This window comes from Bifidobacterium sp. M0353, from assembly GCF_016100645.1.
GTDB classification, from domain to species: Bacteria; Actinomycetota; Actinomycetes; order Actinomycetales; family Bifidobacteriaceae; genus Bombiscardovia; species Bombiscardovia choladohabitans.
This window is the reverse complement of record NZ_JACFSB010000003.1, coordinates 73293-88643: the sequence shown is the minus strand read 5'-3', so window position 1 is coordinate 88643 and position 15351 is coordinate 73293. Positions and strand designations below refer to the sequence as shown.

The window sequence follows — 15351 nt, the reverse complement described above, 5'->3', positions numbered from 1 at the left end:
AAGGCGGAAGTGGTCAGAAGGCCCGGCCTAACTTCTGGCCCTTCTGACCACTTCCGGAATTATCGGCTGAGGACAGCAGGAGAGAGCCACCGCTATTGACAGGTGTACAGGCGCATGAGCCCGTTGGTCTCTCAGTACCCCACCTGGGCTCCACGCCCGGAATTCACCTGGGTCTGCTGCCCCATCTCCTGGCTCATCTGCATCAGACGGGCTATGCGCTCCTCGGTGGGAGGATGGGTAGAGAATAACCTACTGAACCCTTTGACCGAGAAAGGGTTCTCGATCATCATGGCAGCGGCGCTCTGGGTGCCAGCGGTCTGAGGCATGGGCACGGCCTGAGACCCGTAGGATATTTTGTTCAGTGCCGATGCCAGAGCCGCCGGGTCCCCGGTCAGCCGGCTGCCGTCCTCGTCGGCGTCATACTCGCGGGTTCGGGAAATGGCCATCTGGATCAGGGATGCGCCCAGGGGGGCCAGAATCGAGCTGATCAGCACACCCAGGAGGCCGAAGACGCCGGAATCGTTATCCCTGTCCCGGCTATCGCCGCCGAAATACATGAGGGAGTATCCCAGGTAGGTGATGACCGTGGCCATGGCCGAAGCCACAGCAGAGGTCAGGATGTCATGGTTGTAGACGTGCATGAGCTCGTGGCCCAGCACCCCGCGAATCTCCCGCTCGTTGAGGATACGCAAAATCCCCTGGGTGCAGCAGACGGCGGCATGGCGCTCGTTGCGGCCTGTGGCGAAAGCGTTGGGAGAGTCGGTGGGGGCAATGTAGATGCGGGGCATGGGCTTGCCTGCCCTCCCCGACAGTTCCCGGACGATCCGGTAGAGGTCGGGAGCCTCCTGCTCGCTGACCGGCCGGGCATGCATGGAGGCGATCGCCACCTTGTCGGAGAACCAGTAGGACCCGAAAGTGGTGGCCAGGCCTATGAGGATATAGATGCCCAGCGTGCCCTGGCGACCGCCGGTCAGCCACCAGATGAGCATGATAACGGCCCACATGAGGGCGAACAAAAGCGTCGTTTTCAGGCCGTTGAAATGTCCGTGAACCTTCAGCTTGCCATTCATGGATTCCATGGTAGACAATACCGCTGAATTTTTGCTGAACGACCGCTGAAAAGATGAGGCTGCTGAGCCCACTCTCTCCCTACCACCCATTCAGAATAGGCCTGGTTGGCTCACAGCTTTTCTCTTACCTTGAGACTTAGGAGGAACATATTGGACCTTCTTCAACCTCCCGTTGACATCGAAGAACCGACGAAGATTCATGGTCTTTACCCCAAAATGGTCTGCGATGTTAGGAATCTTGGGCTCTTTCTTCATGTGCTGCCCCTGTTGCAGCGGGACCCGGGCCTCGTCCGTCACGATGACTGCTCCCTCGACCTTGGCCACGGCGATCAGCCAGGGATCCGCCCTGCTCTCTGGCTCCCAACATTGGCGTGACTCTTCTGCGTAATACCCGCAGGTGACCAGATAATCCTGGATTTGCGCATAGACCTGCGCATATCTGTCGTCCTTATGACTTATTTGGCGGCCTTTGAACACTGCACGCACCCAAAGATCCAGCATATCGGGATCAGCGGCTTGCTCGTTGACCAGCTCGTCGTAGACAACATCCACCATGGCAATCGCCTTGTCCTCAGCCAGCTTTTCCATCCATCGCCAGAAGGGATGGAACTCCTTGTAGTCGAAAGGATGGTTGAGCCGGTAGGAGGCGATGAAGATGTTGGAATCAGGCAGGTAGAGGGTAGCGGTCATATCAGCTTCTTTTCACGAATCAATCCCTGATAAGACTGCGGGGAGCGCACCCCCACCAGGTCGAAGCCCTCAGTCGGAGCCAGTCTGCCCCCGTCCATGGCGGCATTGACCAGGCGGACGAAACCGGTGTCAACCCTGGAGGCATTGGTCCTGTTGCCATTACCATGGGTTTCCTGCTCCTGATGATGAGCGGCCTTGTCCTGAAGATGCCGATCCATTCGTGCCCGCAGTTCCTCGAGCGTATCCTCGTCAGTCAAGCCGAACTGATGGGCCTGTATCCCCATGGCCAAGGCACTCAGATGGAAGTCGTCAGCTATAGACTCCGCAGCGTCCGCCGGCACCTTGCCCGTGTCCAACTTCTCCTGCCAGAGCCGCCGGAAGCGCTCATCGTCAATCACGGCCATTACCACCGCCCGGTTTATCGCGCGCTCCATGGCCTTGCGGTCCCCTTGTCCGTCAATACCGTCGAAGAGCTCCTGAGTGCCCAGCAGTACGTGCCCCACCTCGTGAATCAAGGTGAAGATCATGCCGTCAAAAGAATCGTTTCTGTTGATGAACACCAGCGGAGCCATGTCGTCGATCAACACGAATCCCCGGAACTCCTGAAGATCCAGCTTGCGGGATCTGGTAGACCCCACCTGGGAGTTGAGCATGATCATGATGCCCGCATCAGAGGCGCGTTCCTTGAGCTGACGGAAGCGATCGCTGGAATTGCCGCCCTCCCAAGCAGAGCGCCCATCCAACCCAAGGGTGGAGCGGAGCGCATCAGCCAGGGCATCGCCCTGCTCGGCATCGCGCACCGAACCGACCAGTGGGTTGGCATCCAGGCCGGACTCAAGCAATTCATCCCTGGCCCACTCCTGCCTGAATCGCATCTGGTCGATGGTGTCCTGCAGGTTTTTGCTGGGCTGCACAGACGTATTGCCTACGGTCCGGTACTGGACCAGAGGCTCAGAACGACGCTGGGGCACAACCGACCGGACCAAGGCACCGAAGGGCACATGCAGGGCCCTGCTGAGCTGCTCTACCTTGTTGAAGGATACAGACACGGGTTCCTTGGATTCCAGCCAATCCGGCAACTGGCCAAGCCCCCGGCGCTGAGACAGGGCCACTGGATCGGCATCACCCTCCTCAACGGCCCACTGGAGGGTGGCCGGATAGAGAGTCAGGTTAGCCATGTCACGCTCCTTCGATTCCGTGATGGGCTCTAATGACAATGATAGCTACGCGAGGCCCATCCGTCTGCAGTAAGCGCCCAGTATTGAATACTAAGAAAATAGGACCCGGGTGAGGATTCATAAGCCTCATCCAGGTCCTGTCACTGTCAACACAGGCCTAAGAGCGATCGCCTACTCGCCGTGAGCAAGCTGGCGGAGCTGGTCGGGGTCGATGACCTTGATGTGCTCGCGGCCAACCTTGGCACCCTCGGCCCGCTCGTAGGCATCCACCCGCTTCCAGCCGGCGAAGTCGATGGGCTGGATGCCCTTCTCCGCCAGGAAATGATCGATCGAATCGTCGTCGCGGTCCTTGGCGAAGCGGCCACGAGTCGGGCTGGCGGCCAGGTCATCCAGCATGTTGCCGATGGTCTCAAGGGCATCGGATTTGGTGGATCCGATCAGGCCCACGGGCCCCCTCTTGGCCCAACCCGTGGCGTAGAGACGATCGATGGGTCGGCCGTCCTGCCCCTCGGGAGCAGTGGTCACGCGACCGTGGACGTTGGAGAGGGTATAGCCGGAGAAGTCGTAAGGAATGCCGGGAACCTCGGCAGGCTTGTAGCCGATGGCGTGGTAGACGGCCTGAACCGGGTACTCCTCGTACCGGCTGGTCTCCTCCATGGTGCCCTCGGGCGTGACCTTGGTCTTCTCCACCCGAATGCCGGTCACCCTGCCGTCCTGGCCGATGATTGCGGCTGGCATCCGGTAGAAGTGCATATAGAAACGACGGTCGGCGGGGTTGCCTTCGAAGTCGACGCCGCCGTCCTCAGCCATATCCTCGGCCATCTCCCTGATGGTGAAGAGCTCCTCCAGCATCTGCCTGGTCAGCTTGTCGGCACCGGCCCGGTCGATGGTCTCCTGATCCAGGTCGAAGTCCTCCTCGTCGATGACGATTTGCACCCCGGGCAGCTTTTCCAGCTCGCGCAGCTCCTGAACCGAGAACTTGGCCTGGGCTGGTCCGCGACGGATGAACATGTGCAGTTCACGGGCCTGGTTGCCCTGAATCCCCTGGTAGACGTTATCGGGGATGTCGGTGCCCAGCAGGTCGTCGGCCCGCCGCATCAGGATTCTGGAGACATCCATGGCCACGTTCCCGCCTCCGATGACGGCCACCTGCCTGGCATCCAGGGGCCAGTCCTGGTCAGCGTCAGGATAGCCGTCATACCATTCGACGAAGTGGGCGGCCCCGTGAACGCCATCAAGCTCATGGCCGGCGATCTGTAGGGGGCGGTCGTCCACAGCGCCGGTGGCGAAGAGCACCACATCGTAGCGTTCAAGCAGATCATCCAGGTTGACATCCTTGCCGAACTCCACATCCGCATAGAGGTGGATCTCGGGGTTGTCCAGGGTCTTCTCCAAGGCGCCGGCGATGTACTTGATGCTGGGATGATCCGGGGCCACGCCGTAACGGACCAGACCGAAGGGAACGGGCAGCTTCTCGAACAAATCGATCCGGGCCCGGTCGCCCAGACCCAGGTCTACGCCCTTCTCCCGGAGCTGCCGCAGCAGGATGTCAGAGGCATAGACCCCTGCAGGCCCCGCGCCTATGACGGCCACGCGCAGGGGTGAGCCGGCTTCCTCGCCGCGGGCCGGTGCGGGCATGGTGGAATCGTTGACATTATTATCGCTCATGTTTGTCAGCCTAACGCAAAGCAAAGGTAGGGAACAGAGTTAGTCGGGCTCCATCCCCGGGACTTTCACCAAGCGTCGCGAAATGGCCTCAGTCCCGATCTATCAGCGCAGTCAGGGCCCAGAGGATGGAAACCACGTCGATGGCCTCCTGGGTGAAGGCGCCGACAACCACGGGGATCAGGTCGAAGGCGGCGCAGAGCATACCCACTGTGGCCAGGGTCAGCCCCAGCATGACCGCCTGGAGCATGACCCTCTTGGTCCTGCGGGCGATGGTGATCGACCTGGGCAGGCAGGCGATGTCGTCATTCATGATCACGGCCTGGGCGGACTCGGAGGCGGCCGTGGTGGTTCCGTCGGTGATGGCCATGCCCACGTCTGCAGCGGCCAGGACCGGAGCATCGTTGACCCCGTCCCCCACCATCAGGGTGATGGATTTGGTCACTGACTCACCAAGGAATTTGGACAGCCAGATGTCCCAGAATGGCTGCCGATTGGGCTCCTCCCTGGAAGCCTTGGCGATCAGATTGGTCTTGTCCTCGGGGAAGAGGCCGGCATGCACGTCGGTGATACCCACCTGGTCGGCGATGATCCGGGCCGAGTCCTCCTTGTCGCCGGTGACCATGGATAGACGGGTGATGCCCAACTCCCGCAGCTGGGTAATGGTCTGGGCGGCATCCGACCTGGGCACGTCCTTCATGACGACCCTGGCGGCCAAGACCTCATCAATAGAGACGTAGGAGGCCATCTCGTCAGGCGCCAGGGGGCCGAACAGATCACTCGAATGTCCGTCAGCCACGAACTGGGCCCTGCCCACCTTGACCTGGTGGCCGTCGACCTGGCCCTGGACCCCGTTGCCGGAGTCCTCCCGAACCTCCCGCGCGTGCAGATGGGTCTGGCCCTTGCTCCGTGCCCGCAACCGCTCCTGGGCAGCGGCCCCGGCCTCAGCGATTCCGTTGGCCAGGATGTGGACCGAGTAGGACTCCACAGCGCCCGCCATGGCCAGAATCCGGTCTGTATCGACCTTCTGCTCCCTACCCTCAGGCAGGTCGATCTTGGCCACTTGGGGACGTTTTACGGTCAACGTGCCGGTTTTATCGAAGAAGATGTGCGAGACCCGGCCCAGATTCTCGATCACGTCCTGGGTCTTGATCAGCAGCCCCGCCTTGGCCAGCCTCCCGGTCCCGGCCATGTAGGCCACGGGGGCGGCGATCAGCAAAGGGCAGGGGGTGGCCAGGACCAGAACCTGGGCGAACCGGGTCGGCACACCGGAGATGATCCAGGCCACGCAGGCGATGATGAAGGCCACCACGGTGAAGGGGACCGCCATCAGGTCGGCTGTTCTGACGACTGCAGCCCGGGAGTTCTGGGCGGAGCGCACCAGGTTGAGGATTCGCTGGTACTGGGAGTCCCGGGCCAGCTGGCGGGCCCGCATCAGGAAGGTACCCGAACCATTGACCGCTCCGGACATGACCTGGGCGTCCTGGTAGAGCCTGCGGGGCATTGGCTCCCCGTTGATGGTGGACATATCCAAGGTGGCGGTAGGGCTGATCAGCTCGCCATCAACAGGCACGGTCTCGCCGGGCTTGACCACCAGGAGGTCGTTCAGACGGACCTTATCGACATCCACCGTGCTCCAGTCGCTCTCCTTGGGAAGGGCATGCTCCCCCTCTGGCAGGTCCGCCTGGACCACGTGGGCCACCTGGGGGGCGGCCTGGACCAATACGGTCAGGTTGTTCTGCGCCTTGTTCCCTGCGTACTGCTCGATGGCATCGCCCGAGTAGAGCATGAGGACCACGGCCCAACTGGCCCAGTACTGCTGCACGGCGAGGGTGGAAAGGATGGCGACCACGGCCAGGATGTCCACGCCCACGTGGCCCTGGCGCACGTCATCGATCATCCCCTTGAGGGTATCGACCAGCGAGACGGCCACCAGGACGGCGACCAGCCATTGGGCGGCCTGGCGATAGGGGTGCCAGAGCAGGCCCATGACCAGCCCGCAAATCAGAACCACCCAAAGCATGGGGACCTTCTTGGCGAAACCCAGGATTTTTGACATGACCACTTCCCCGCTCCGGACTTGTCTACCTGACAGCCGTAGCCGGATCACGGCTCTCTTCTGCTCTTGACATTCCAAGCCTATACCGCGCGGGAGTCAGCGATGGACGGCGAGTATGACAAGGGGCCGCACCCGTCAAAGTGACGGATGCGGCCCCTGGGTTCAGTCCCGGATCACTGCCCGAAGAAGAAGCGGAAGGGATCCATGGGGTCATCGTCGTCGCCCGAACCGCCCTGGTCGGAGTCGCCGTCCTGGCCACTGCCGTCCGAGTTCCTCCTGTTGGTCCTGGGCTTGCCCTGCACGGTCTGCTCCTCGCTATCCAGGGTGGCGTTCACCTCGGCGGTCTTGCCGTCGCGCACCACGGTAATCTTGACCGAGTCGCCGAAGGCGGCAGCCCGGACGAAGCCCAGCAGGGAGTAGTTGTTGTTGACGGCATGGCCATTGAAGGCCACGATGGTGTCTCCGACCTTGATGCCGGCCTTGTCAGCCGGGGAGCCCGAGACCACATTGGTGACCTTGGCACCACCGCGGGTGACGCCGTCGGCCTGGGCCGTGCTGCTCTGGATGGTGACACCCAGGGAGACGTGCTTGGCCTTACCATCCTTGATGATTTCATCGGCAATCCGCTTGACCAGATTGGACGGGATGGCGAATCCGATGCCGATTGACCCTGCCTCAGACTTGGAGGAAGCCATGGAGGCGATGGAGGAGTTGATTCCGATGACCTCGCCGGCCGCGTTGAAGGTGGGGCCGCCCGAGTTGCCGGGGTTGATGGCCGCATCCAGCTGGACCGCATTGGTCACGATGGGGTTGTTGTTGCTCTCGTCCATGACCGAGACCGGGCGGTTCAGAGCCGAGACGATGCCGGTGGTGGCCGTGTTCTCGTAGCCCAGGGGGTTGCCGATGGCCATGACGTTCTCGCCCACGGCCAGCTTTTCGGAGTCGGCGAACTTCACAGGCTTCAGGTCGGAGGGCGCCTGGTCCAGGCTGAGGATGGCCAGATCGGCTGTGGTGTCGGTGCCGACAACCTTGGCCGTGTACATCTGCCCGTTGGAGAGGGTGACGTGGATCTCCTGGGCACCATCGACCACGTGGTTGTTGGTGACCACATGGCCCTGGGTGTCGAAGACCGCGCCTGATCCGGCCCCGACCCCGCTCTTGGTCTGCACCTGAATGGAGACCACGGACTCGGAGACCTGCTTGCTGATGCCCTGCCAGTCAGGAGCCTGCCCGCCCTCGACCTTGGCCGTGCCCTGGCCTGAGGAGTTGGAGGAGACCCCGCTCAGCGAGGAGGACGAAGGCAGGGTGATCCATCCGTTGGACAGGGCCGCCCAGCCCAGGCCCAGCATAAGAGCTGCGGCCACCAGGGCGGCCACCACGGCGGTGAAGACGTACTTGCCCGTGCCGCTCATGTTGCTGCCGGCGTTGTTGACAGGACCAGGCCGACCGTTGGGGCCGGCGGATCCGAAGGGTGCATAGGGACCCTGGCCGGAGGGTCGGCCACCCTGGGGGTTCTGACCGGCATTCGGGCGGGGCTGGCCGGGCTGGCCATTCTGACCGAACCGGCCTGGCTGTCCGTATTGTCCGAAGAAGCCCTGCTGAGGACCGGAGCCGTATCCCTGATTGGGCTGCCGGTTGGGCTGCTGCTGACCCTGATTGTTGGCAGGCGGACGCGAGCCAGCGGGAGCATAAGCACCATACTCGGGCGCAGGCCGATAGTAGGGCTGCTGCTGCGTCGGCGCATCCTGCCCTGTGGTCGAGCCACTGGAAGCAGGGGCTGGAGTCCCGGTGCCGCTACCGTCATTCAACGCATTTTCTGGAGTCGCGGGCCGTGCATCGCCGCCAGGCATGGCAATAGGGGTCGTGGGCCTCTGATCCCAGGCCTGAGTCTGCTGGTCCCCTTCTTCTGGCGTGGGGACTTGAGCAGAGTCGGTCTGGTCCGCGGAAGATCCCGTCTCCTGCTCATGATCGGCGGCCCCGCGCTCGATGTGGCTTGGCTGCCAGGACTGACCGTCATCGCCGCCCTTCCAAGGGTCGGCCTTGTGCTCTTCAGCCATTTCTGCTCCTTCGGATCGATGCCGCTGCCTGCTATTCGGTAACGCTTGTCAATCTACCCCGTCGCCCGCGCTTTTTGCTGTTTCCGGCTGACAGGCGAAGCGGGTCCTCGCATGCATTGCTTCCAAGTCTAGAGCCGAGATGCTGAATGTTGTCTGGACATTGCATGAAAGTCGCATCGACTGTACGCAGGGCAGCAGGCGGACGGTTGGATGTCTTGGATACAGTGGAGCCATGAGCCTGATCACCAACCCGCTGGGAGCCACGCCGGGCCGCCCCGGCGACCGCGCCGCATTCTCATTCGAGACCCTGAACCGCCTGCCCGACAGCCCGGAAGGCCTGGGACGCAATGGCCGCCGCTATGGCCGCACCGGCATCATCCACACTCCTCACGGAGACATCCACACCCCCGCATTCATCCCCGTGGCCACCCAGGCGGCCATGAAGGCCGTCCTGCCCGAGCAGATGCGGCAGCTGGGCGCCCAGGTCCTTCTGGCCAACGCCTTCCACCTGTTCGAACGCCCCGGCCCCGACATCCTGGACCAAGCCGGAGGCCTGGCCCGGTTCATGAACTGGGACGGCCCCACCTACACCGATTCGGGCGGCTTCCAGGTGCTCTCGCTGGGTGCTGGTTTCAAGAAGACCCTGGCCATGGACGTGACCGGCATGAAGTCGGACCAGGTGATCGCCGAAGGCAAGGAGCGCCTGGCCTTCGTGGACGAGGACGGGGTCACCTTCAAGTCCCCGCTCAACGGCGACCGGCACCGCTTCTCGGCTGAAATCTCCATGGGCATCCAGCACCGCATCGGCGCCGACATCATGTTCTCCTTCGACGAGCTGACCACCCTGATGAACACCCGCACCTACCAGGAGCAGTCAGTGGAGCGCACCTTCCGTTGGGCCAAACGCTGCGTGGAGGAGCACCACAGGCTGACCCGGGCGCGGACCGGCAAGCCCTACCAGGCCCTGTTCGGCGTGGTGCAGGGGGCCAACTACGAGGATCTGCGCAGACGCGCCGCCCGCCAGATCGCCTCCCTGGACTTCGACGGCGTGGGCATCGGAGGCGCCATAGAGAAACGGCTGCTGGGGCAGACCTGCGCCTGGATCTGCGACGAAATGCCCGAATCCCGACCCAGGCATGTGCTGGGCATCGCCGCTGTGGACGACATCTTCGCAGGCGTGGAGAACGGAGGAGACACCTTCGACTGCGTATCCCCGGCCCGTTGCGGCCGCAACGGGGCGGTCTTCACCCGTGACGGTCGCTGGAACATCAAGCGCGCCCAGTTCAAGGCTGATTTCAGACCCATCGAAGAGGACTGCGACTGCTACACCTGCACCCACTACTCCCGGGCCTACATTGACCATCTGCTTCGGGCCCATGAGCTCAACGGCTACACCCTGGCCACCATCCACAACGAACGCTTCTTCGTGAGGCTGCTGGACGAAATCCGCCAATCCATCGACGGCGGCTACTTCGACGAGTACAAGCAGGAGACGCTGGCCAGGTTCTACGCCCACGGATCCAAGGGCTGAACCAACACGCCATTATTGCGCCGCGCAGACAACCGTGCTAACCTTTCCAGTTGTCTGCGAACGTGGCGGAATGGTAGACGCGCTGTCTTCAGGTGGCAGTGAGCTGATGCTCGTGAGGGTTCAACTCCCTCCGTTCGCACAAAGCAATGTCTTCGGCTGATTGATGTCAGTCGAAGACATTTTTTATTGCTCCGATAGCGGTCGAGGCTGTTCAGGTTATTTGACCTTACGGCCGTTGCAGATCGGGCCAGTCTGATTCATCCTCTTGTAGCCTGCCACCCGACCGTGCAGTTTTGATGACTTGGAATGATCATTCGATGTCCTGGTCGTCGAAGACCTTGCGGCCCCGGTAAAGATCGAGGTCCAGCTCATTCTCGGTCCTGGCCACGATGACTGCTGTATTGGCGGCACCAGCCACGTTCACCAGCGTGCGGCCCATATCCACAATCTGGGAAATAGGCTGCATGATAGCGATGAAGGGTACGGGCAGGCCAGCTGCGGTGAAGAGGGATGTGGCGGTGATCGTGGCTGTGCCGGGCACGCCCACCGTCCCCACCGAAACCACCAGGGCAAAGACGATCAGGAGGGCGAAGCGCAGGGGGGTGTAAGGAATCCCCTGGGCATTGATGGCGAAGACAGCCAGGAGGACGGGCCAGAGCCCGGCGCATCCGGGCATGCCCAGATTGGCTCCCAGGCTGGCCACGAAGGAAGCCGTCTCTTCGGGAACGCCGGCAGAGCGCAGTTGACGGACCGTGACAGGAATGGTGCCGATGCTGCTCTCGGATGTGAAGGCCACCACGCCCGCCGGCCAAAGGGAACGGAAGAATGGCAGAGGATTGACCCGGCCGACCAGGGCCAGGATCAGGGGTTGGACCAGGAAGAGCTGAATAGCCAGGCCCAGGTAGGCCACCAAGAGCACAGCCAGCAGGGGCAGAAGGCTCTTCAGATTGCTGCGACCAATGGCGGCGGCGATCAGGGAAAGGACCGCATAGGGGGTGAAGCCGACCACGATTTGAGTGGCCTTGGACAGGACCACATTGCCGGCTTCCACGAAAGCCTTGAAGGGGGCCACACTCTGCTCGCCGCGTGGGGTGGAGGCGGCCTTGTTCAGAGAGACCGCCAGAAGGATGGCGAAGATCACGACGGGAATGACCTGGTTCTGGGCCCAGTTTTCCGCCAGATTCGAGGGGAAGAGGCCGACCAGGGTATCGAGCACTCCCGGCACCTCGTGGGACTTGGTCCCCTTGGGCAGGGCCTGATTGAACCCCTTGCCGACCTGGAAAAGCAGCCCCAGAACCAGGGCGATCACGGCGGCTGTGAAGGTATTGACCATGAGCAGAACGATGGTCTTCACACTGATGTTCTTCAACCGACCAGACCCCCCGATGCGGCTGATGCTGGCGATGATACTGAAAAGCAGGAGGGGTACCACCAGGGCCGAAATGACCTCGGACCAGACGTTGCCGAATGCCCCCACATAGGTCGTGTGACCGGAGAAGCCCACACCCACCAGGATTCCCAACACCGTCGCTATGATGACCCGCCAACTGAAGTTGACCTTGGTCTTCCTGCTCAGCAGGGCCAGTCCCGCAAAGAGAATGACGACCACTATCAGGGCCGCCCAATCCCAACTTGTTTCCGACATTGCCTCTCCCTCATCGATCCGTTCTCCCCAGGACCGAACGGCCCGGGGTTGGGGTTCAATCTAACAGGAAAGAAGCGGAAGTCCAGCGATTCCCGGAAGAACGCCTATACCCGCTGCTTATGGACTGCTATTCCAGGGCGGATTGAGCCTGTCTGACGAGGGCCGCTAGGAGCGGACCAGGCGGGCGATGGCCTCGGAAGCCTCCTGCATCTTCTCGTCGGCCTCCTCGCCTCCCTTTTCGGCGGCCTCGCGGACGCAATGGTCCATATGGTCGTCCAGCAGGGTCAGGGCCACTGACTTCAGGGCACTGGTCGAGGCGGCGATCTGGGTGAGGATGTCGATGCAGTAGGTGTCTGACTCGACCATCTGCTCGATGGCCCTGACCTGACCCTCGACACGCCGGAGTCTGGTGATGGTCCGCTTTTTGTCCTTGGCATATCCGGGCACGATTCACTCCATTTCTGGTCGACCCATGGCCTTCATGGCGGAGCCAGGGCTGACTCGAATTCATGAAACCCATCTCGAAATTCACTATCAGTATACCCCTGGGGGGTATAGTGGGCCACATGAGCAGCATCCTGGTCCTTATCGCGGCCCTGGCCATCACGGCGGGCATCATCTGGTACTTCTTCGCGCCCAGAAAGGCCACCCAAGCCAAGGATGAGGGCGGCGTCCAGACCGTCCACATCACGGTCAAGGGCGGATACAGCCCCCAGCTGATCCAGGTCCAGGCCGGGCGGCCGGTCAAGCTGGTCTTCGACCGCCAGGAGAGCGGAGAGTGCTCCTCGCATGTGGTCTTCAACGACTTCAACATCGACAAGACCCTGCCCGCCTTCCAGACCTCGACCGTCCAGCTGACCCCGCCCAAGGCCGGCGACTACCCCTTCGCCTGCGGGATGAACATGCTTCACGGGATGCTCCGGGCCACCGACGGACCCACGACCGGCAGTACCGAAGCACAATCCGAACAGGCACAAGGCAGCCAGCCACAAAGCGAGCGCCCACAAGCCGAACCCACCGCACCCGCCAAGTCCGCCCAGGCCAACGGCGGCAACGACCAGGACGAGGCGGATCAAGAGCGCTCGGCAGAAATCCGCGATCTGACCAGACGATTCATCGTGGCCCTGGTCTTCACGCTCCCGGTTTTCATCCCGGCCATGTTCGGCATGTTTCTACCCATGCCTCACTTTCTGATGAACCCCTGGGTCCAGCTGGTCCTGATATTGCCGGTCATGTTCTACTCGGGCTGGCCCATCCACCGCACCGGATGGCTGGCTCTGGCACACCGGGCACCGGAGATGAACTCCCTGGTCGCCCTGGGCACAGCCACGGCCTTCCTGTACTCACTGGTGGTCACCGTGGCCCCGCAGCTCCTGCCTGAAGGAAGCCGTGAACCCTACTATGAGGCCGTGGGGACCATCATCACCCTGATGATTCTCGGCCAGATCCTGGAGGCACGGGCCCGGCGCGGCACCGGCGATGCCATCCGCGCCCTTGTCGGGCTCAGGCCCAAGACTGCCACCGTGGTGAGGACCGGCCAGGACGGCAGGGAGACCACCCAGGAGATCGCCGTCGACGATGTGGCCGTCGGAGACGTGATTCAGGTCCATCCAGGCGAGAAGTTGCCGGTGGACGGTCAGGTTATCTCCGGTTCATCCTCAGTGGACGAATCCATGGTGACCGGCGAACCCATGCCCGTCCTCAAACAGGAGGGCGATTCCCTGGTCGGAGCCACCGTCAACGGCACAGGCTCCCTACGCTACAAGGCCACCCAGGTAGGGCAGGACACGGTTCTGGCCCAGATCATCCGGCTGGTCAAGACGGCTCAGACCTCCAAGGCACCCATCCAGAAGCTGGCCGACCGGATATCGTCAATCTTCATTCCCGGGGTCATCCTGGTGGCGCTCTGGACCTTCGTAGCCTGGTGGGCGTTCGGCCCCATGCCCCGCGGAGTATACGGAATCGTGGCGGCCGTCTCCGTCCTGGTCATCGCCTGCCCCTGCGCCCTGGGCCTGGCCACTCCCCTATCCGTGACGATCGGTACCGGACGCGGCGCCCGTGCCGGCGTGCTCTACCGGTCGGCGGAGGCCCTGCAGGGGGCACATGACGTCGATACCATCGTCCTTGACAAGACCGGCACCATCACCCAGGGCCGGCCTGAACTGGCTGATGCCCTGAGCGTGCATGGGCTGGACGAGGACCTGCTGATCAGAGCGGCTGCGAGCGCCGAGAGCAATTCCGAGCACCCCCTGGCCCAGGCCATCGTCCAGGCTGCCAAGGATCGGAATCTGGATCTGGTCCCGGCCGAGGACTTCGACTCGGTCACCGGCGCCGGCATCGATGCGACCTTCCCCTCCGGCTCTTTTGACGGAAGCAAGGGCACCTCGCATGTTCTTGTCGGCAACCGCAGGCTGCTTGAGGGCAAGGGAATCGAACTTGAGGACGAAATGGCGGACCAAGCCGGCCCGCAATCCCTCTTCGACACCGCTCGCAGCTGGGAGGATCAGGGCCGCACGACCATCTTCGTAGCCATCGACGGCAGGCTTGCCGGGGTCCTGGCCGTGACCGACCAGGTCAAGTCCGGCTCCAAGCAGGCCATCCACGACATGAACGAGCGCGGCATCCAGACCATCATGCTGACCGGCGACAACCAAGGCACCGCCGAGCAGGTCGGCAGCCAGGTCGAAGTCACCCGGGTGGTGGCGCAGATCCATCCCGAGGACAAGGCGAGCATCGTCAAGGCCCTCCAGGCCCAGGGGCACAAGGTGGCCATGATCGGCGACGGCATCAACGACGCCCCGGCCCTGGCCCAGGCCGACCTGGGCATGGCCATCGGTACCGGAACGGATGTGGCCATCGAGTCCGCCGATGTGACCCTGGTCTCGGGCGACCTGAACGCGGCCGTCAAGGCCATCGACCTGTCTGCCGCAACCATGCGCAACATCCACCAGAATCTCTGGTTCGCCTTCGGGTACAACGGCCTGGGCATCCCCATCGCCGCCGGCGTGCTCTACCCCTTCATCGGCCTCCTGCTCAACCCCATGATCGCCGGCGCAGCCATGGCCTTCTCATCCCTATCAGTGGTGCTCAACGCCAACCGGCTTCGGCACACGCCCCTGAAGGCCAGGCCGGTCAAGGAGGCCAAGCCAATCGACATGGATGCCCTGACCAGGGACCTCAGTATTTCCACCCACCAAGAACACAACCAAGAGAAAGGAAACGAGATGGGACTCTTCCATCGTCATGACGACATGCAGCAGGATCAGGCAACAACGGGCAAAGTCACCGACCCGGTCTGCGGCATGACCATCGACCCCAACACAGCCGCAGCCAAGCGCGACTACCAGGGCAAGACCTACTACTTCTGCTCGCAGAACTGCGTCAATACCTTCGATGCCGATCCAGAGAAGGTGCTCAACAAGTAAAATTGCAGGCGTATCATATTCCTGTAGACAC

General features: G+C 62.5%; 10 protein-coding genes and 1 tRNA gene. 3 read left to right on the top strand and 8 right to left on the bottom strand.

The window, feature by feature from the left end; all coding sequences use genetic code 11:
* Window positions 1-131 precede the first annotated feature (131 nt).
* The 6 genes from htpX to H3V04_RS08490 form a co-directional block, all read right to left on the bottom strand.
* Window positions 132-1070: a zinc metalloprotease HtpX gene (gene htpX, locus H3V04_RS08515; protein WP_045934854.1), complete on the bottom strand. Its 939-nt coding sequence runs from the start codon at window positions 1068-1070 to the stop codon at window positions 132-134.
* Window positions 1071-1160: 90 nt separating this feature from the next.
* Complete coding sequence (locus H3V04_RS08510) at window positions 1161-1760, bottom strand: DUF4411 family protein (RefSeq protein WP_198188125.1); 600 nt, start codon at window positions 1758-1760, stop codon at window positions 1161-1163.
* Entirely contained in the window at window positions 1757-2938 is a 1182-nt protein-coding gene (locus H3V04_RS08505; RefSeq protein WP_198188123.1) for an ImmA/IrrE family metallo-endopeptidase, read from the bottom strand. Before H3V04_RS08505 ends, H3V04_RS08510 begins: the two co-directional genes overlap by 4 nt.
* A gap of 171 nt (window positions 2939-3109) precedes the next feature.
* Window positions 3110-4576, bottom strand: coding sequence for an FAD-dependent oxidoreductase (locus tag H3V04_RS08500; protein WP_198188163.1), 1467 nt, complete (start codon window positions 4574-4576; stop codon window positions 3110-3112).
* A 118-nt stretch (window positions 4577-4694) separates the two neighbouring features.
* Window positions 4695-6662, bottom strand: a complete 1968-nt coding sequence (locus H3V04_RS08495; RefSeq protein WP_198188118.1) for a heavy metal translocating P-type ATPase — start codon at window positions 6660-6662, stop codon at window positions 4695-4697.
* A gap of 173 nt (window positions 6663-6835) precedes the next feature.
* Window positions 6836-8719, bottom strand: a complete 1884-nt coding sequence (locus H3V04_RS08490; protein ID WP_198188117.1) for a trypsin-like peptidase domain-containing protein — start codon at window positions 8717-8719, stop codon at window positions 6836-6838.
* 232 nt (window positions 8720-8951) lie between these two features.
* Here H3V04_RS08490 and tgt point away from each other — a divergent pair, with 232 nt between their 5' ends.
* Together tgt and H3V04_RS08480 are read left to right on the top strand one after the other, a co-directional pair.
* Window positions 8952-10250, top strand: a complete 1299-nt coding sequence (gene tgt / locus H3V04_RS08485; RefSeq protein WP_198188116.1) for a tRNA guanosine(34) transglycosylase Tgt — start codon at window positions 8952-8954, stop codon at window positions 10248-10250.
* 56 nt (window positions 10251-10306) lie between these two features.
* Window positions 10307-10389 (top strand) — tRNA-Leu (locus H3V04_RS08480).
* Window positions 10390-10560: 171 nt separating this feature from the next.
* Here H3V04_RS08480 and H3V04_RS08475 read toward each other — a convergent pair.
* Both H3V04_RS08475 and H3V04_RS08470 read right to left on the bottom strand, forming a co-directional pair.
* A complete protein-coding gene (locus H3V04_RS08475; RefSeq protein WP_198188114.1) occupies window positions 10561-11895 on the bottom strand; it encodes a dicarboxylate/amino acid:cation symporter in 1335 nt (444 codons plus the stop codon).
* Between the two features lie 165 nt (window positions 11896-12060).
* Window positions 12061-12342: a metal-sensitive transcriptional regulator gene (locus tag H3V04_RS08470; protein WP_029679038.1), complete on the bottom strand. Its 282-nt coding sequence runs from the start codon at window positions 12340-12342 to the stop codon at window positions 12061-12063.
* A gap of 119 nt (window positions 12343-12461) precedes the next feature.
* On the opposite strand from H3V04_RS08470, the gene H3V04_RS08465 reads away from it, so the two are divergent.
* Window positions 12462-15320, top strand: a complete 2859-nt coding sequence (locus H3V04_RS08465) for a heavy metal translocating P-type ATPase (RefSeq protein ID WP_198188112.1) — start codon at window positions 12462-12464, stop codon at window positions 15318-15320.
* The last annotated feature ends 31 nt before the right edge of the window (window positions 15321-15351 follow it).

What these genes read in the sequence shown, in the direction of transcription:
- htpX (WP_045934854.1), bottom strand. Translation starts at nt 1,070, where the DNA reads ATGAATGGCAAGCTGAAGGTTCACGGACATTTCAACGGCCTGAAAACG.
- H3V04_RS08510 (WP_198188125.1), bottom strand. Translation starts at nt 1,760, where the DNA reads ATGACCGCTACCCTCTACCTGCCTGATTCCAACATCTTCATCGCCTCC.
- H3V04_RS08505 (WP_198188123.1), bottom strand. Translation starts at nt 2,938, where the DNA reads ATGGCTAACCTGACTCTCTATCCGGCCACCCTCCAGTGGGCCGTTGAG.
- H3V04_RS08500 (WP_198188163.1), bottom strand. Translation starts at nt 4,576, where the DNA reads ATGCCCGCACCGGCCCGCGGCGAGGAAGCCGGCTCACCCCTGCGCGTG.
- H3V04_RS08495 (WP_198188118.1), bottom strand. Translation starts at nt 6,662, where the DNA reads ATGTCAAAAATCCTGGGTTTCGCCAAGAAGGTCCCCATGCTTTGGGTG.
- H3V04_RS08490 (WP_198188117.1), bottom strand. Translation starts at nt 8,719, where the DNA reads ATGGCTGAAGAGCACAAGGCCGACCCTTGGAAGGGCGGCGATGACGGT.
- tgt (WP_198188116.1), top strand. Translation starts at nt 8,952, where the DNA reads ATGAGCCTGATCACCAACCCGCTGGGAGCCACGCCGGGCCGCCCCGGC.
- H3V04_RS08475 (WP_198188114.1), bottom strand. Translation starts at nt 11,895, where the DNA reads ATGTCGGAAACAAGTTGGGATTGGGCGGCCCTGATAGTGGTCGTCATT.
- H3V04_RS08465 (WP_198188112.1), top strand. Translation starts at nt 12,462, where the DNA reads ATGAGCAGCATCCTGGTCCTTATCGCGGCCCTGGCCATCACGGCGGGC.